The organism is Anaerotignum sp. (genome assembly GCF_031981185.1).
In the GTDB taxonomy this organism is placed as follows: Bacteria; Bacillota; Clostridia; order Lachnospirales; family Anaerotignaceae; genus Chakrabartyella.
The window spans coordinates 95,015-112,353 of sequence record NZ_DALYUL010000009.1 but is presented as its reverse complement, the minus strand read 5'-3'; the positions used below and the strand labels follow the sequence as shown (position 1 = coordinate 112,353).

General features: G+C 36.6%; 17 protein-coding genes and 1 pseudogene. 15 read left to right on the top strand and 3 right to left on the bottom strand.

The features are described from left to right. Together RTK36_RS07125 and RTK36_RS07120 are read right to left on the bottom strand one after the other, a co-directional pair. Positions 1-448, bottom strand: a pseudogene (locus tag RTK36_RS07125) (sensor histidine kinase); the annotation flags it as partial. Further along, complete coding sequence (locus RTK36_RS07120; RefSeq protein ID WP_312045666.1) at positions 445-1,125, bottom strand: response regulator transcription factor; 681 nt, start codon at positions 1,123-1,125, stop codon at positions 445-447. The gene RTK36_RS07120 and the pseudogene RTK36_RS07125, both read right to left, overlap by 4 nt. Before the next feature lie 75 nt (positions 1,126-1,200). Between RTK36_RS07120 and RTK36_RS07115 the strand changes: the two genes are divergently transcribed. From RTK36_RS07115 to RTK36_RS07075, 9 genes are all read left to right on the top strand, one after another. Then, on the top strand, positions 1,201-1,878 hold the full coding sequence (locus RTK36_RS07115) for an LUD domain-containing protein (protein WP_312045663.1): 678 nt from the start codon (positions 1,201-1,203) through the stop codon (positions 1,876-1,878). Positions 1,879-2,609: 731 nt separating this feature from the next. After that, positions 2,610-3,305: a response regulator transcription factor gene (locus tag RTK36_RS07110; RefSeq protein ID WP_331654979.1), complete on the top strand. Its 696-nt coding sequence runs from the start codon at positions 2,610-2,612 to the stop codon at positions 3,303-3,305. A gap of 3 nt (positions 3,306-3,308) precedes the next feature. Continuing rightward, positions 3,309-4,232: a sensor histidine kinase gene (locus RTK36_RS07105; protein ID WP_312045659.1), complete on the top strand. Its 924-nt coding sequence runs from the start codon at positions 3,309-3,311 to the stop codon at positions 4,230-4,232. Positions 4,233-4,357: 125 nt separating this feature from the next. Beyond that, positions 4,358-5,281: an ABC transporter ATP-binding protein gene (locus RTK36_RS07100; RefSeq protein ID WP_312045657.1), complete on the top strand. Its 924-nt coding sequence runs from the start codon at positions 4,358-4,360 to the stop codon at positions 5,279-5,281. Further along, positions 5,274-6,047, top strand: coding sequence for an ABC transporter permease (locus tag RTK36_RS07095; protein ID WP_312045655.1), 774 nt, complete (start codon positions 5,274-5,276; stop codon positions 6,045-6,047). Before RTK36_RS07100 ends, RTK36_RS07095 begins: the two co-directional genes overlap by 8 nt. A gap of 18 nt (positions 6,048-6,065) precedes the next feature. Continuing rightward, positions 6,066-6,875, top strand: coding sequence for an ABC transporter permease (locus tag RTK36_RS07090; protein ID WP_312045653.1), 810 nt, complete (start codon positions 6,066-6,068; stop codon positions 6,873-6,875). A 161-nt stretch (positions 6,876-7,036) separates the two neighbouring features. Then, positions 7,037-7,231 (top strand): hypothetical protein, encoded by a 195-nt coding sequence (locus RTK36_RS07085; RefSeq protein ID WP_312045651.1) that lies wholly within the window; start codon positions 7,037-7,039, stop codon positions 7,229-7,231. A gap of 236 nt (positions 7,232-7,467) precedes the next feature. Continuing rightward, positions 7,468-7,872 (top strand): GFA family protein, encoded by a 405-nt coding sequence (locus RTK36_RS07080; RefSeq protein ID WP_312045649.1) that lies wholly within the window; start codon positions 7,468-7,470, stop codon positions 7,870-7,872. A gap of 607 nt (positions 7,873-8,479) precedes the next feature. Continuing rightward, a complete protein-coding gene (locus tag RTK36_RS07075; RefSeq protein WP_312045647.1) occupies positions 8,480-8,989 on the top strand; it encodes a helix-turn-helix domain-containing protein in 510 nt (169 codons plus the stop codon). 828 nt (positions 8,990-9,817) lie between these two features. On the opposite strand, the gene RTK36_RS07070 is transcribed toward RTK36_RS07075, so the two are convergent. Continuing rightward, a complete protein-coding gene (locus RTK36_RS07070; RefSeq protein ID WP_312045645.1) occupies positions 9,818-10,735 on the bottom strand; it encodes a LysR family transcriptional regulator in 918 nt (305 codons plus the stop codon). 176 nt (positions 10,736-10,911) lie between these two features. Here RTK36_RS07070 and RTK36_RS07065 point away from each other — a divergent pair, with 176 nt between their 5' ends. From RTK36_RS07065 to RTK36_RS07040, 6 genes are all read left to right on the top strand, one after another. Further along, the gene (locus RTK36_RS07065; RefSeq protein ID WP_312045642.1) at positions 10,912-11,931 is read left to right on the top strand and encodes a C-terminal binding protein; all 1,020 of its coding nucleotides are present in this window, start codon (positions 10,912-10,914) and stop codon (positions 11,929-11,931) included. Positions 11,932-11,943: 12 nt separating this feature from the next. After that, on the top strand, positions 11,944-12,633 hold the full coding sequence (locus tag RTK36_RS07060) for an RraA family protein (RefSeq protein ID WP_312045640.1): 690 nt from the start codon (positions 11,944-11,946) through the stop codon (positions 12,631-12,633). A 2-nt stretch (positions 12,634-12,635) separates the two neighbouring features. Further along, the gene (locus RTK36_RS07055; protein WP_312045638.1) at positions 12,636-13,916 is read left to right on the top strand and encodes an SLC13 family permease; all 1,281 of its coding nucleotides are present in this window, start codon (positions 12,636-12,638) and stop codon (positions 13,914-13,916) included. A gap of 320 nt (positions 13,917-14,236) precedes the next feature. Beyond that, positions 14,237-15,076 carry a SatD family protein gene (locus RTK36_RS07050; RefSeq protein WP_312045636.1) on the top strand — a complete coding sequence of 280 codons (840 nt, stop codon included), beginning with the start codon at positions 14,237-14,239 and terminating at the stop codon, positions 15,074-15,076. A 13-nt stretch (positions 15,077-15,089) separates the two neighbouring features. Continuing rightward, positions 15,090-15,815 carry a DUF3307 domain-containing protein gene (locus tag RTK36_RS07045; protein WP_312045634.1) on the top strand — a complete coding sequence of 242 codons (726 nt, stop codon included), beginning with the start codon at positions 15,090-15,092 and terminating at the stop codon, positions 15,813-15,815. A gap of 496 nt (positions 15,816-16,311) precedes the next feature. Then, on the top strand, positions 16,312-16,875 hold the full coding sequence (locus RTK36_RS07040; protein ID WP_312045632.1) for a class I SAM-dependent methyltransferase: 564 nt from the start codon (positions 16,312-16,314) through the stop codon (positions 16,873-16,875). Positions 16,876-17,339 lie beyond the last annotated feature (464 nt).

The following is a 17,339-nucleotide window of genomic DNA, read 5'->3' as shown; positions in this document are numbered from 1 at the left end:
CCAGCAAAGTGGAGTTATACATGTTCAGATTTGTCACCGGGGTTTTCACCTGATGGGAGATGTCGGAGATCATTTCCTGAATAGTCTGTTTTTCCTCCTGTACTTGCCTTTTTCCGTTTTGCATGATTTCATACAATCGCTGAAGCTTGTAGTTGAATTTTCCCATCAGTGTTTCCGATTCCAAATCAAAGGTTACATCTTCTTTTCCTGCTACAATATTATCAATACAAGCGTTGAGGGAATCCGAAAAGGCTATCAGCTTGCCTTTGATCAAGACAATCAAAAGGATCCCCAACAGCAAAACCAGCAAGGAGAATATAATAGCCATGCCAAGGATAATCCGATTTTCAGTTTCGTAAAACAGAATAAGATAAAATACGACTGTACAAATGAAAAAAGTAGCGCCGATGCCGATATAGATTCCATTTGTTGATAGGTTCTTTTTCATTCCTTATCACCAGCCCATAGATAGCCCATTCCATAAACAGTTTTGATATATTTTCTGTCCCCAGCTTCAATTTTGTTTCTTAAACGATTGATGTTGACGGTCAAGGTGTGTTCATCCACAAAGTTTGAATCCACATCGTACAGCTTTTCCAGTAGCACCTGGCGGATAAGTAGTACATTGGGATTACTGGTAAAGATTTTCAGGATTTTATACTCCGTGGGGGTGAAAACCACCGGCTCATCCTTGATAGCGGCTGTCAGCTTGTCGAAGTCTATGACAAGATCGCCGCATAGATAGAGTTTCTGATTTGCCGGTTCTGCCCATCGCTTCAAAACAGCGGCTACTTTTTTTCTGAAAATATTGCTGTTGAACGGCTTAGTGATGTAATCATCCGCACCTAAATCAAAGCCTTTCATTACATCAGCTTCCAAATCACGGGCGGTCAGGAATATTATCGGAACATCCTGTGCAGCACTGATTTTTTTGCACAGTTCGAAGCCGTCTCCATCCGGCAGATTAACATCCATAATCACCAAATCAAAGGTTTTGTCCCTTATTTTTTTAAGAGCTGTTGCCGCATCATGGGCAGGTACAGCTTTATATGCATCCAGTTCCAGGTTATAGCACAAACCGGAATTCAGCATTACATCATCTTCTACTACAAGAATTCGTTTCAAGGTATCACTCCTTTTTCCAGTTTTCTTTCAGACTTCCCTGCGTAGGCTTTGGTGTATCTTTGGTATTGGCCATGCATGACCAAAATGAAGCGCTCGGTTAATTTGTTTGCTTCACTGAGCCTTTGTATTCTCCGGTTGCAGCTTCCCCATTTATCAGAAGCCTGTTGTATATATATTCAAACATTTGTATTTCTCCGTTTCGCATCTATGACTTTTAGTGTATACGCCGAAGGGGATAAAATCAAGATAGGAAATCTTAACTTTATCAGTTCGGGTAGCCCCGTCACTTTTTCCGTAATAGAAGTGAGGGGCATTTTTTATGTCTTTTCTCTCGTAGCTCTCCACAACGCTATGGCAATAGAATTAAGTAAAGATGTAAGGTTGAAGGCAAATGGAACTAACATCTATATTTTTTCTGTAAATGGATTGGACGAAACGGGCGAAATTATCAATATTGATGGGAATTGTAAACAAATTGCATCTATTTTCTATGGTCATGAGAAAGTATACTTCGTGGTTGGGAAGAATAAAAATGAAAAAGATTATGACAGTGCTTTGTATGGTGCCAGAAATATAGCAGCACCATTGAATGCAAAACGATTAGGTGTAGAAACTCCTTGTGCTGTTAAAGGCGATAAATATTATAATTGTAAAAGTCCAGAAATAATTTACAGAGGACTTTCTGTTTTGTGGAACAAGCCAATGACAAGTGAATTTGAAGTGATTCTAATTGATGAAGAATTAAGATATTGATATAGAAATTCTAATTTGAAGGGTGATTATGATTAGGGTCACTCTTTTCTTTTGTCCAAAATCGAGAAAGGAGTCCGTTATGCCCAAAGTTAAATTTACCTCACCCTACTTGCGAGATGGACCTCCAACCCAGATTGCCAACTATGTAAAATACATTGGTACTCGTGAGAGCGTAGAAAAAAATTTTTTAATTGCTTTAAGCAAATTTATTTCCTGGGGAACACAAAGATTCCTAAAAAAATCAGGGGTAGGTACAGTAACTTAGCCACCGTATGGTTTCCGGGTCAACAATAATAAAGAGGCTAGACGTGAAACCTAACCAAAATTTTTTTTCTAAAAGTGAGAGAGCTTTTTCCCTGTGCCCTTTAAAAATTGAATATCTAGCCATTTCGTTGCATTAGTTGCTCAATAAAGAACGAAATATATTAGTGGTTTCGTTAACTTGTTTTTGTTCGGCTTTTGCGTATATAATTGGTAATATAGATAAAACATGGAGGAATACAAATGCTTGTCTATATATCCGTACAGCAGTCTTCTGATAAATGGGTAATCTCTAGGCGATGAATTCAAAAGCTCTATGAAGAAGACAGGATTGAAGGCGGTGTTCGTTTTGGTCGTGCATGGCAATGCCAAAGGATGCTCCTAAGCCTTCAGATGGCAGGCGGAAAGAAAATTGAAAATAAATTTGCTTTTACCTTTACAAAATAATAATTAACATGGGGAGGATAAAATTGGATTACAATATTTTGATAATTGACGATGATAAAGAGCTATGTGCTTTGATAAAACAAAGTGTAGCAAAAGAAAATATAAGTGCAGAGCACTGCTATTCCGGTGCGGATGGTCTGGAATTGCTGGTAAAAAATGAGTACCATCTTATCATTTTGGATGTGATGATGCCGGGAATGGATGGATTTCAGACAATGGAAAAAATGCGAGTTCAAAGCAGCATTCCCATCTTGATGCTGACTTCTAAAAATGACAGTATGTCAAAAGTACATGGACTTCGTTCCGGTGCAGATGATTATCTCACAAAACCATTTGATATGGAGGAACTGATTGCCCGAATTATTTCCTTAATACGCAGATACACACGTTTTAATTTTGCAGACAATCATTTGTTGCCCCTCACTTACAAAGGGCTGACCATAGACTTTGACAGCCGAAGTATTACTACGCGAAATGGCATATTTGAATTGCCACCGAAAGAATTTGATCTCCTTTTGTTCTGCGCTAAAAACCAAGGCAGAATTTTAACGAAGCAGCAGATTTATGAGGAAGTCTGGGGTGAATCTTACGTTTATGATGACAGCAATATTATGGCAATCATCAGCCGTTTGCGTAAAAAGATTGAACCTGATTCGGGCATGCCGTTTTATATCCAGACGGTGAAAGGAATTGGTTATCGTTTTAATAAGGAGGTGTAGGGGATGATTCTCTATGTAACTTTAGGCATATTATTTTGCCTTGCCCTCCTTTTCGGGATTGTCTGCTTAGCAAAACTGATTGGTGTTAAAAGGCAGTTGCAGGATATGACGGATGCTCTCAGTGATATTCAGGCTGGAAAAGGTAGTCGAAAAATCCTTGCTGTTGGTAATGAATTGACGGCAGACCTTTCCTATAAAATGAATGAAATTGTCTACGATTATGAAGAGCGGCTCTCGCAACTCAGAGCAGCTGACGAAACCAATCGTCAACTTATGACCAGTCTTTCTCATGATGTGCGAACACCGCTTACTACCTTGATTGGTTATTTGGACGCAATTCACAGAGGTGTAGTTGCACCAAAAGACCGAGAGGATTATCTTGAAATTGCAAGACGAAAAGCACATGATCTAAAAGAGTATATTGATATTTTGTTTGACTGGTTTAAACTGAATTCCAGTGAATTTTCTTTATCCATAGAGCAGACAGAGCTTGCGGAATTAACGAGAAATATTCTGAAAGACTGGATTCCCGTTTTTGAAGAAAAGCATCTAGATTATGAAATAGAAATTCCAGAAAAGCCATTGCTTGCAAAAGTAGACTTAGACGGTTATACTCGCATCATCAACAATTTAGTACAAAATGTCATGAGCCATAGTCAGGGCACACAGATTAAAATTAGAATGTCAAAAAAGGAAGAAGAAATTAAAATTCGTGTTGAGGATAATGGAATCGGCATTGAAAAATCAGATCAGCAGCATATTTTTGAAAGATTGTATAAATGTGATAAAGGCCGTTCCAATAAGGGAAGTGGATTGGGGTTATCCATTGTTCGGCAGATGGTCGAAAAAATGGATGGAAAAGTTACGGTTCAAAGTGAACCAAACCAGTATACAGTTTTTACCATTTGTTTCCCTGCGAGGAATTAAGAGAATCCCTGTCTGTTGGCAGGGATTTCTTTTTACGCCATTGCAAGGTTAATGCAAGGTGTCGGCAAGGTTAATGCAAGGTTGGCGTGATAGACTTATTTAAACAAGAAAAGGAGGTTCTTAGCTTGAGTGATTTTATAATTGAAACAAAAAACCTAACAAAACAATATGGAGAGCAGAAAAGCGTTGCTAACTTGAATATCCATGTGAAAAAAGGCCGTATCTATGGTCTGCTTGGACGAAATGGAGCAGGAAAGACTACGACCATGAAAATGCTGCTGAATCTGACTAGACCTACTTCAGGAGAGGTTCAGATCTTCGGCAACAATATTCAGGGAAACGAAAAGAAAATCCTGCCCCGCATTGGGAGTTTAATTGAAGCACCAGGATTTTATCCGAATTTGACAGGTACAGAAAACCTGAAAATTTTTGCGCTGCTCAGAGGTGTTTCGAAGCGTAATGCTGTTCAAAGCGCATTAGAGGTTGTGGGACTGCCATATGGAGATAAAAAGTTGTTTTCTCAGTATTCCCTTGGTATGAAGCAGCGCTTGGCCATTGCTCTTGCCATTATGCACGATCCGGAGCTGCTGATTTTGGATGAGCCGATCAATGGGCTTGATCCAATCGGGATTGCCGAGGTGCGTTCGTTTATTCGGGAACTGTGCGATGTGAAAGGGAAAACCATTTTAATTTCCAGCCATATTCTTTCAGAAATCTCCCTATTGGTGGATGATATTGGAATCATTGACCACGGTGTATTACTGGAGGAAGAGAGCCTTGCTGAGTTGGAGGAAAAAAACGGCAAATACATTCGTTTTGTTGTTTCAGACACTGGGCAGGCAGCCAGAATTGTGGAGAGAAACTTTGGCGTAAAAAACTTTACAGTGGAAAATGACCACGGCTTACGCCTATATGAAAATAATTTGTCTGTGGCTGCACTCAACCGTGCTTTTATTGAAAACGGATTGGAGGTATCCGAAGCTCACACCTGTGAAGATACCTTGGAAGATTACTTCAAGCGTATAACCGGGGGTGAGGGCATTGCATAACCTGCTGCTTAGCGAATTGAAAAAATTCAAAAGAATGAGAATATTTCTCTTTGGAATACTGGCAGCTTTTATTTTTCCTCTTTTCAATGCAGCATTGTTGTCAGATTCTAATTTTGCAAGTATCCAGTCTGGAGTAAGAGAAGATAATGCTTTTTTGCTATTAATGCCCCTGCTGATAATTTTGGCGGCTAATCTGTTTTTTGTAGAGCAGGACAATGACACATTAAAAAATCTACTTTGCTTACCAGTATCAAAAAAGCAATTGGTTATTGTAAAGCTATCGGTTCTGTTGATTTTTTCAGTCGCATTTCAATTAATGGGTTTTGCAGTTGGCACTGCGATTGCTGTTTTTCAGAATGTTCCACTACATGATTTTCCTTTTCAGTTTTCCTTGACAGTATTGACAGGGGTACTCATATGGGCGGCTGCGCTTCCTTGCATTGTACTGGTCATCTGGTTTAATAAAAGCTACATTCTCTCGGTCATTATCGTGTTCTTTTACACACTGTTAAATTATGTGATGCATTTCAGCGATGCCATTATGATGCAACCTATTGGGGTAAATGCCGGAACGCTCATGCCCATCCCTATGATTTTTCGATGGCTATACCAATTTTACACGCCTATCGGTGAAATTCAGGCGGCGTTTTACCATCGTTTCAGCCAATACTTTGCACCGACATCTGTATGTTTTGGCGTGCTTTTGTTGGAGGCAGCAGTTTGCATCTATTTAATGATCCACATTTATCAACGCAGAGAAATTTGAAGAAAGGAGGTATTTTTTATGCTTCGAATTATAAAAACCGAATTTTTAAAATTAAAGCGATTTCATATTTTGCTCATTGGCCTTATCGGCATGACTTTTCCTGCAATTTTGTCTGTATTCACCCAAGCAGTTGCCACTGGGGAGGCCAAAAAACAATATTTTGACTTTTTCGCTCTCTTTAACAGTACCATATGGAACAGTGCAACGATTTTCATGCCTGTGATTTTCACCTTGATTGGTGGTTATTTAATCAACAGGGAATACACAGATAACACCTTGAAAAACATCTTACCCGTTCCGGTAAGTTTTCAGCGTCTGTTGTTGGGAAAACTGCTGGCAATGGGGATATTAAGTGTGCTGTTCGGGTTATATAGCTATGTGGTAACGCTGGTTGTGGGATTGCTGTTCGGTATTACAGGGCTTAGTGCTGCAGTTCTTTTTAATGGGTTTTTGCAGATGCTAGGAACAGCGGCTTTCACATACACTGCAATTTTGCCCATCATCGCTTTTACAAGCAGGAAGCCGGGGATTTTCATGGGCGGCGTTATTGTATCTTTTTTGTTCGGATATAGTGCCATGTTTATAAAAAATGCTACAATGCGCAGTTTGTATCCGATATTGTCTGGACTAACAGTTATGAGATTTGATACGGCAACATTCATGAACACTTCTGAACCTGGTAATCTCACTTTGTCCATGGTATCCTTGGCTGTCATGCTATTGCTTGCAATTGCCATTGTAATATTCACAAATCCACCGCAAACAGTTTCCAACCATAAAAAGCGCAAAACAGCAGGTATGTTCCTCAGACAAGGGCAAAAAAATTGATAATTACTGAGAAAGTTGTTTTTTTAGTCGCAGCGGTTGTCCTCTAGGCTATGGAAATTCTTACGGGCTATTCAAAAGATGTGATGCAACCACGACTCGGATAGAAATACAACATGGGTTTTCCCGATACTGAGCCGTTTCCGAATAGGAAATTGCATGACATGGCTATTCGTTTAGATTGCCTGTATGATATAATAGTTGAGTTAGAAGAAAAAATTGAAGAGGGGAAATTAAAGAGCCGTTCAGTTGAAGCGAACGCTATTACGCTAGATAATGTTTATAAACTGATGATTAACTTTGAAAAGTACATGATAAAATCAGTGAAGAAGAACGGAACACACTTGTATCTTCTCTGATTAAAGAAATTCAAATGTTCAATCATGATGAAGCGGACGTTCCTTTAAAGTCCATTTCTCTTAACTTTCCTGTGTATAAAGATAGACTGGAAGTACAGGAGCTTTTATGGGATAAAGGCAATACTGTCGAATTTTATTGGCAAGTGGTTTGTTAAACCAGTATTTGATAAGTAAATGTTTTAATATTTAGATGAAATACCTATTCAAAATTGGATTGATTAAAAGGAGGTTTTATTATGAAATATAAAGGATCATGTCTTTGTGGAGAAGTCACTTTTGAGATTGAAGGAGAATTTGATAATTTTTTTCTTTGTCATTGTGAAAGATGCCGTAAGGATACAGGCTCAGCCCATGCAGCCAATCTTTTTTCTTCTACAGCGGAGTTAAGATGGCTGTCAGGTGAAGATAAAGCTAAAACCTTTAACTTTCGTTCAGAAGGACACATAAAAAGCTTCTGCATTAATTGCGGATCAGCTTTGCCAAATTTTCAATTTGACGGACAATTACTGGTTGTTCCGGCAGGTTGTATTGATAGTGACATAAACATTAAACCGCAAGGGCACATCTATTATGCAAACAGAGCAAGCTGGGATCATGACTTAGAGAAAGTACCAAAGTTTGAAGAACTCCCAAATGGATGAAGAAAAGAAATATTATTCTTAACAATTGGCTTGTATTTAGAACCGTCGCCAAGGACCATTAGCTCCATACAACATCTTTATTGATTTCTCAAGGCACGTTGAGTGCGTGGCATTGATGTTGAGGGTAAATTGATGGGTGTGTAGAAGGTCCAGTATTACTGGGCTTTTCGGGATTTGAGAGCGAAAAGCCGACGTGCTGAAATCATAAGAATATTGCTTTGCGGGAACAAGTCCAGAGGGCGAATTTCGGACGCGAGTGGACGATATTGATGTCAGTGCTCGGTGAGTGTACAGGATAGATGTTTCGGCATTTTGGGGCTTGGCGAGTGAACGAGATAGATGATTTATGGATTTGGCGGGGTAGAAAGAGCAGGTTGGATGTTAGTATAACGCTGTGTCACGATTAAAGCGATAAATCGGAATTTGTCTTTTTATTGGATAAATAGATGATGCCGAGAATAATTTGCAAGGCTTTAGTTCTTCCTCTGCAACATATCAAACATCATACCACGACTATAAAACTTGAATGTTAATATGCGTTGCTTGTAGCAACGGGCAGTTCCTCATACAATAGTGTTAACGACTGAAAGAAAGGAGGTTATTCCTAATGTTAAACGAAAACATTAAAGCAAGCAGAAAATCAAAAGGACTTTCGCAAGAAGAACTTGCTATCAAGCTGAACGTGGTGCGACAAACAATCTCTAAATGGGAGCAAGGATTGTCTGTTCCTGATTCTGATATGTTAATCTCCATATCGGAAGTGCTTGAAATACCCGTAAGCACTTTACTTGGGGAAACTGTTATTGAGTCGAAAGTTGACGATATAAAAGCGATTTCCGGAAAACTGGAGATAATAAACTTACAGCTCGCACAAAGGAAGGCCACGAGACGAAAAACGCTTCATTGGCTACTTATCTCATTGTGTGTGGTCATAGTAACAATTTCCGCGGTCCTAATAGCGGTTAATAGTCCTTACATAGGTTGGAATTATAGTGACCCTGAAACCGCCGTTGTAGGAGTAGCTTTTCACTCATTTGAATGGCTGTTTGTCAGATTAACACCTATTATCCTTATAGGGGCAATCGTCGGAATTTTCTTGACACGGAAGAAAGTATAAAACAGCTCTACTTTTGGGTACAGTGCAGACTTAAAAATTACAATTTGTCTGTAAACTAAACAAAAAATAATGTAAGGTACCCTACGTTCGATATGCGTAGAGTGCCTTGCTCTCTTTCAGCCTTATTCATTTACGTCCACCGTCACGCCGGACTTGAATTCCACGGTGAATTTGCCCGCAGAACCCAGCTGGGGTACTGTATAAACGGTGACCTTTTCAATCAACCGCCGGACAAGCGGCTCGTCGTATTCCGTCAGGGTGGTGGGCTGCTTCTCGGAAGTTTGTTCATTGACTTGTTACCATGAACGGTGATTAGTATAATCACGCTGTAGACATTATCCCGCAAGCAGATAAGCTTGGTGGATATATTTTCCGCGTACGGATTGACTATATAAATCCATCAATCTGAAGACCTCGTTCCACGTTGAAACGATAATAATAATGACGAAATGTGGCGTAGAAGATAAAAAATAAATCTTAACCAAAAGATGTTGTGGTTTTGGAACAATTTAAGGCTTAAAAATCGGCAAATAGGTGCCATTTCTATGCCTTAAAAATTGGAAAAAAATCATTGATTATGTATCTGTAAATTGTTTCTTTAGAAAAATAATTATCCACTACTTAATTGTTTTGTCTCTTCTATATATGATTTCTTAACAACCAAAAGATGCTTATTTCTAATGGCTACTAAGTCAGAATGTGCGTCCTATTGCGGTAAATTAGCTTGTAAACCATTCTATTAATTTTATTATGTATCCTTCTTATCAATATTTCCTTTGTAAATTCTGTGAAGTTTATAATTTCCTTAACATAAATTAGTCTTAGATTTTAAAAGAAATTTGTATTAGAATTTCTAATAAAATCAATAAATAATCTGTCACATTGATTTAGTATATTTCCTGTTTTATAAGCTATTCCAACTTCCCATTGCAAAGGGGGGGTATCTAAACTAAAAAATTCTAAGTCCTTACTTTGTGCAGCATCAAGAACGGCTCCTTCTGGAATAAAAGTAACGCCCATACCATTTCGCACAATATTGATAGCGGTAACAATGTTAGAAGTTTCTAACAAAATATTCGGCCTAATATTGCACTTATTCAAATAATTATCCGAGATATGTCGTATGTTTTGTAAAAGTATAAATGGGCTTTCTGCAAACCTTTCAAAATCCCTAGAAGACATACGGTTTATCCTTCCAGTGGTGTAATGATAATTGTCTAAGAAAGGATTTTTTTTATTGATACAGAACAGGATTTTTTCATAATATAGATGTTCAAAAGTAAAGTTGTTGTATACATTTGGAAGATGAAAAATACAAAAATCCACCATTTTCCTTTCTATCATAGAGGCCATTTCTTGATGCGTACCTTCTTTTATAGTAACAGATATACCTGGATATCTTATTTTAAATTCAGGGAAAACACGGGGCAACAAAACAGAGGAGCGCCAAGGTGTAATTCCTATGGTAACCATTCCATTTTCTTCATTCTGTAAAGTTGATAACTCTTGCGCCATCAACTTTTCTTTTCTAAGAATATCGGTTAGATAGGTTAAATATATTTCTCCGGCTCTGGTTAGTTTTAATGGGTAAGATGAACGATTAAATAGGGGTTCTCCTATTTTTTCTTCAAGACGTTTTAAATATTTACTCAAAGAAGGTTGGGAAATATACAAATGATCTGCCGCTTTAGAGATGCTTTTTGTTTCTACAATTGCCATAAAATATTCATAGTTTTTGAATAGCATAGAAGCCCTCCTTTTATCTATATGCCAAAAAAGCTATATAGTTAATAGTTTAATAGATATTGGACAGAAAGTACACTGAAATATATAATGAAATTATTCAACAGTGCAAATTAAACAATACGGCCGCAATATTTGCTTTACTGTTTTAAAATATTCAAAATAATGGAGGAAAATTAATGTATCAAGCAGTGATGGTTGATAGGTATTACGGAAGTGTAAGCCTAGAAAATCAAGAATATATTAAAGAAGCATATAAACAAAATGGCATAAATCTTCGGTTGGAGCACTACATAACGCCTGAGGAAATTATCGCAGGCTGCCCGGATGCGGATGTGATTTTAGGGACTGGTAATCCGCCAATTACCCGAAGTGTTTTGGAAAACTTACCTAAATTAAAAGCAGTGCAGCGTTTTGGTATAGGTGTAAATTCTATTGATCTGGAAGCAGCTAAAAAAGCTGGTGTTTTAGTTCTAAATATGCCAGGATTTTGCGTAGAGGAACTTGCACTTCATGCAACCGCATTAATATTAAATGCTATTAGAAATGTAGGCTATTACGATCGTGGTATTCGCAATGGTGAATGGCGTAAAGCACAGGGACATGTGCCAAGAAACCCCAAAGATTTGACATTAGGGTTATATGGATTTGGCGGCTCTGCAAAGCCACTATACAATATTTTTCACAAAGGATTTGGAACCAAAGTGATTACTTGTGATCCATATGTTTCTGATTCTGTAAAAGAAACATTTGATATTGATATTGTATCTTTTGACGAATTATTGGCTCAGTCAGATATTATCTCTATCCATGCGCCATTAACAGCAGAAACCAAAAAAATATTCAACAAGGACGCGTTTGCGAAAATGAAATCGGATGGCATGATTGTTAATATTTCCAGAGGAGAATTAATTGATCAGACGGATCTTATCCAAGCATTGAAAGATGAGGAGATTCGCTTTGCCGGTTTAGATGTGTTTGAACAAGAACCATTACCCAAAGATAGTCCATTAGTGAATATGGAGCAAGTGGTTTTGACGTGTCACAGTGCTTTTTATGGCGACCATGCGCAACAAAATCAAATTCAATTGTCTATTGACCTTGTAAACAGCGTATTGAATCAGTCTTGCGTTAAGCAAGTGTATATTGCAAATAAAGGGGTAGTAAGTAAAATTCAAAATTTTAAAATCTGTAATTAAAGGGTGAAGAAAATGAATATTGGATGTAAAATTGTGACCGGACATAAAAGAACAGAAGACCGATTAATTAATATTTTTAAAGAGTATCCAGTGGCCAATATTGGCGATTGCATGAACCGAATGGCTTGCGTAGCGCAAAATATTAAGCCCGTTAATAAAGCAAAGCTATTAGGACAAGCATTCACTGTTAAAGTTCCTTATGGTGACAACTTAATGTTTCATAAAGCTATGGACTTAGCAAAGCCGGGAGATGTTATTGTAATTGATTCGGACGGCACCAGTAACAGAGCGATTTTTGGTGAACTTATGATTAATTATTGTAAATCACGGGGAATTGCAGGGGTTATTGTTGATGGAGCAATCAGGGATTATGATACACTCTCTAAGATGGACTTCCCTGTGTATGCTTCCGGCGTTAGCCCAAATGGACCTTATAAAAATGGTCCCGGAGAAATAGGTACCACCATCTCATTCGGCGGACAAATCGTAAGACCGGGGGATATTATTGTTGGGGATGATGATGGAATTGTCGTAATAAAGCCAGAAGAAGCAGAACAACTGGGGGAAATGGTAGGCCAAGTTTTCAAAAAAGAAACAAATATAATGGAAACGATGGAAAAAGACGGAACCTATAATCGCCCATGGGTTGATGAGTATTTAGAAAAAATCGGTTGTGAATATTATGAGCTTAGGGAGGAATAAATATGACACAGGCAATTATTTCATTGATAGTACTTGCAATTATGGCAGTTATATTTGTAACAGATAAATTACCTTTAGCACTTACTTCCATGTTGGGTGCAGTCTTTTTGGTATTGGCAGGGGTTTTGCCTGTGGAAAAACTTTTTGCTGCTTTTTCTGGGAGCACCATTGTGCTTTTGGCTGCAATGATGGTAATTGGTTCTGCACTTTTTCATACAGGCATAGCCGAAAAAATGAGTGATATTCTTGTAAAAGCAACAGGTACATCTGAAAATGGAATATTAGTGGCAACCGTATTGGTCTCCGCTATTTTATCTTCTATTTGCAGTGGGGTTGCCGTAGTTGCCATGTTGTTACCTATCGTGATTGGAATTAGCATGAAAGCTAATATTTCTGTGTCACGTCAATTGATTCCGTTGGCATTTGCAGCAAGCTTTGGTTGTAACTTAACCCTTGTTGGTGCAGCCAGCAATGTTGTTGTAAACGGTCAGTTAGAAGAATTAGGCGCAACACCTCTTACGTTCTTAGAATTAGGAAAAGTGGGCATTCCTATTAGTATCTTTGGCATTCTATACTTCTTAACCGTGGGAAAAAAATTCATGACTCAGGGTGATAAATCTGACAAGTCTTATTTAATGGAGTTCACTGGGCAAGCAGAGGATAAAATAGAAAAAGGATTCAGCACACCAAAAGCAGCTTTATGTTTAGTTATTTTGGCTGTGGTGCTGGTTGCGATGGCATTAAATAGCCCTAAATTCCCTATGTACTTAGTAGCAACTGTAGGTGCGCTTATTATGATTTTAACAGGGTGCATCAAAGAACAGGAAGCCTATAAAGCAATTGATTGGTCAACCATATTTATTGTGGGGGGCATGAGCGGTGTATCTAAAGCAATGGATATCAGCGGTGCCGGGAAAATCATAAGTAATGGCGCTGTGGCTCTTTTAGGTGATAGCCCAAGTAAAATGATTGTTCTCTTTGTTATCTTTATCTTAACAGTTTTCTTAACAAACATTATGATGAATACCTCAACGGCACTTTTGGTAACACCTTTGTTTATTCCAATAGCAATTAATTTAGGAATCAATCCTACTGCCATTGCAGTAGCAATTTGTGTAGCTGCATCGTCTCCGTTTTTATCACCAGTAGGTTCGGGAACGAATACATTAGTAGTCCGCCCTGGCAACTTAGGATTTATGGATTTCTTCAAGCCTGGGCTAGGAATGACGCTAGTGGTTACTGTTGTATCCATGATATTTATTCCTATTTTTTGGCCACTATAAAAGACTGAAAACTTCTTTGTAGATTTAATGAAAAAGAAAGACTTGAATCTAATTGAACTGGCGACTTGGACACATGGAGAAGATTATCAACTGATTCATTGCGGGTTTTTACCAATTTCCATAGCCAGAGAAAACAGATTAAATTATTATCAGCTGGATAGATATATTTTTATATACCAAAGCTGAGCCAATCAATAGCTGAATTAAATAGTATCAGACTTTTATCTTATGCAACCTAATTAAGTTTCTATTTAAAAATGCAACCTTTTTGGGTTGCATTTTTGCTTTGTTGTATTATAATGATAGCTAGAGGTGATGTTATGAAAAGTTACACAGCATTAATAATAGATTTAAAAAGATCAAGGTCCTATTCGGTTGAGGACAGAAATTCTATACAGAACTACATTATTACTGTAATTGAAGAATTAAATGAAGTATTCTCCAATTCATTAGCCAAAGATGTTGAATTCAGTGGGGGAGATGAGGTTCAAGGTTTGTTCCTCACTACAGAAGCTGCATACCTTTATTTCAGAATGTTTTCCATGCTTATTTTTCCTGTTGAAATAAGAGCAGGAATTGGCGTAGGGGAATGGAGCGTAAAAATTGAAAATGCAAGCACCACGGCTCAAGACGGCCCCGTATATCATAATGCAAGAAAAGCCATTGAAAATGTAAATGATGCCCTAGGATATTCTGTACTTCTATACTCAGGAACAAAAAATGATCTATATTTAAATGCTATCATGAATACTTCTTTTGGGCTAACTAGAGGCCATAGCCAATATCAAAATGAACTTATGCTGCTTTCAGAATTGCTATATCCTATAGACTATGGTCAAGTGATTAACCATAGTAAATTTAATCGGATTTCCCAACTTGTAACAACAAAAAACAGACTTAATGATAAAAGTAAGTCTGTAAAAAAATATCCTTTTGACGGGTTGGAATTTATACAATTGGAGCCTATTCCAATAGATGCGGTCATTGATGATAAAAATTTTTATGTTTCCGGCGGAAGAAAAAGAGGTATGACTACACATATTTCCGAAATTTTAAAGATAAGCAGACAAAGCATTGAAAAAACTTTTAAAACTGCCAATATCTACGAAGCTAGAAATGCAACGATTGTCGCTCTGAAATTTATGGATATGTATTTATAAGAGGTGAAAAGTGATGATATTTGTTTTGATTATAGCCCATTTTCTTGCTGATTTCACATTTCAAACAACGAAAATGGCCCAGAGAAAACTAAATAGTTTTAAATATCTAATATACCATGCAAGCATTTATGCTTTCATATTTTCAATTCTAATGTTCCCCTTGGTAAAATTCCAAAAGGCAATTTTACCGTACATAATAATTATATGTTCACACTTTTTTATTGATTGGATAAGAACTCTTGTAGATAAGAAATTTACCAGAAAATCCATTTTATTTGCCTCTTTTATTGTGGATCAAATGATACATGTTTTGATTCTTGTGGTTTTATATAATTATTATAAACTAGGGGCTGAAATCACTTCACTATACGATTATATTCAGCAATGGCAGTACAGTAATCGATTGGTTATTTACTGCTTAACATTTGTTACATTATGGGATCCTACAGCTGTTTTTATAAAAAAGCTATTCTTGTTTATTGATGATGGAGAGAGTTGTAATCAGGAGGAAAATGATCCTCAAGTAGGGAGTATTATTGGAAAACTTGAACGAATTATTGTTTCGATTTTAATCTTATGTAATCAATTTGGAGCAGTTGGCTTTGTGTTGACTGCAAAAAGTATTGCCCGCTATAAACAACTTGAAGACAAGAATTTTGCAGAGAAATATTTGGTAGGTACCCTAACCAGCGTGGCGATTGCGTTTATTACAACTTTAATTCTAAAAGAATTTTTATAATAAAGAAACCTAATTCGGTTTCTATGATGAAAGGCATTAGAAAATGGCTGCTTTTATGAGGCCTACTTTTTGAGGGATAAAAAATATTTGTTGTGGTTTGAATATTACAAGAAATGCAAGATTCGATTTTAAAATGAAGTGAGTTATGACAAAGTATCTATGATAGGTTTACTGTAGGGGCAACGATTGCTCGGAGATATATGTATTTTGCCATTATTAAAAATAGTATAGATGAAAAGTATTTTTATTTTATGCTGAAATCCAGTAGAAAGAAATTTAACCTCTGTCGGTGAATGAAGGTGTGTTTTATATAGGCATTTTCGAAAGTGGCAGAAAATAGAGAAAATCTGATTACTTAGAAGGAGCTAATACCCTGTTGAAATCGGGACTATGCGAACTGTGAATGAAATAATTAACTAATCTTAATAGTTTCTTTGTATAAGCTTAAGATTTGTGTTTTATACTACTTTTATATTAAGTAGGGGGTAATGGTAAAATGGATGTTAGTTATTTTATAAAACAATACGTGAAAAGTCCAAGAATGGTAGGAGCTATTGCGCCAAGCTCAGAGAAATTAGCATACAAGATGGTGGAGGATATTAATTTTATTAATGCTTCTTGTATTATTGAATATGGGCCAGGAACCGGTGTTTTTACAGAAAAATTATTGAATAAGAAGAAAGATAGTACTATATTTATAGCTATTGAATACAATGCAGATTTTTATAAAATACTAAAAGAAAGATTTAAACATGAGACGAACTTTATACTTATAAATGATTCAGCAGAGAATTTAAAAAAATATTTAAATAAGTATAATATTGAAAAGGTTGATTATATCGTTTCAGGTCTTCCATTTGCAAGTTTACCTGAAGCGATGAGTAAAAAAATATTATTCAATACAAAAGATATACTAAAAGTCAATGGTGAGTTTATAACATTTCAGTATAGTTTATTTAAAATGAAGCTTTTTAGAATGTATTTTAATAGAATTAAAAAGAAAAAAGTGCTTTTAAACTTACCTCCAGCTTATGTTCTAAAATGTAAAGTTAATTATTAGTACAAGCTATTAAAATATAGTAAAACGCGGGAAACCTTGTAATCAACATGATAGCATTTGTTATTGATTTGTTATTGATTTCAAGGTTTTATTTGTTTTTCCATCAGCTTAATGGTTAACGCTATTTATGTTTCAGTAGTTTGGTATTTCTTTTTGTGACAAGCTCGTCCCATGTTGGTTTCGGTTTTTCCAAGATAGGTTGTTCATGCATGGGTTTCACAGGACTGGATATTAAAATAGATGAAACGATTAATTGAAATGAACTTTGTTGAGACATCATATACCATCGTAAAATTTAGATTTCTCAATTTTTTTACTGAGTTTTATATTTTTTTTAACGCAAATGTTTATTTTATTTGATTTATTTTCAGAATACAGTTAAGATGAATGTTTAAGTATGGAATCAAACAAGGTTTTAAAGAATCATAAATTGAAATGAATATAAATTACGGAGGTATCTAATG

What these genes read in the sequence shown, in the direction of transcription:
- RTK36_RS07080 (WP_312045649.1), top strand. Translation starts at nt 7,468, where the DNA reads ATGAAATATAAAGGATCATGTCTTTGTGGAGAAGTCACTTTTGAGATT.
- RTK36_RS07050 (WP_312045636.1), top strand. Translation starts at nt 14,237, where the DNA reads ATGAAAAGTTACACAGCATTAATAATAGATTTAAAAAGATCAAGGTCC.
- RTK36_RS07065 (WP_312045642.1), top strand. Translation starts at nt 10,912, where the DNA reads ATGTATCAAGCAGTGATGGTTGATAGGTATTACGGAAGTGTAAGCCTA.
- RTK36_RS07040 (WP_312045632.1), top strand. Translation starts at nt 16,312, where the DNA reads ATGGATGTTAGTTATTTTATAAAACAATACGTGAAAAGTCCAAGAATG.
- RTK36_RS07085 (WP_312045651.1), top strand. Translation starts at nt 7,037, where the DNA reads ATGGCTATTCGTTTAGATTGCCTGTATGATATAATAGTTGAGTTAGAA.
- RTK36_RS07115 (WP_312045663.1), top strand. Translation starts at nt 1,201, where the DNA reads ATGACCAAAATGAAGCGCTCGGTTAATTTGTTTGCTTCACTGAGCCTT.
- RTK36_RS07060 (WP_312045640.1), top strand. Translation starts at nt 11,944, where the DNA reads ATGAATATTGGATGTAAAATTGTGACCGGACATAAAAGAACAGAAGAC.
- RTK36_RS07090 (WP_312045653.1), top strand. Translation starts at nt 6,066, where the DNA reads ATGCTTCGAATTATAAAAACCGAATTTTTAAAATTAAAGCGATTTCAT.
- RTK36_RS07055 (WP_312045638.1), top strand. Translation starts at nt 12,636, where the DNA reads ATGACACAGGCAATTATTTCATTGATAGTACTTGCAATTATGGCAGTT.
- RTK36_RS07070 (WP_312045645.1), bottom strand. Translation starts at nt 10,735, where the DNA reads ATGCTATTCAAAAACTATGAATATTTTATGGCAATTGTAGAAACAAAA.
- RTK36_RS07045 (WP_312045634.1), top strand. Translation starts at nt 15,090, where the DNA reads ATGATATTTGTTTTGATTATAGCCCATTTTCTTGCTGATTTCACATTT.
- RTK36_RS07105 (WP_312045659.1), top strand. Translation starts at nt 3,309, where the DNA reads ATGATTCTCTATGTAACTTTAGGCATATTATTTTGCCTTGCCCTCCTT.
- RTK36_RS07075 (WP_312045647.1), top strand. Translation starts at nt 8,480, where the DNA reads ATGTTAAACGAAAACATTAAAGCAAGCAGAAAATCAAAAGGACTTTCG.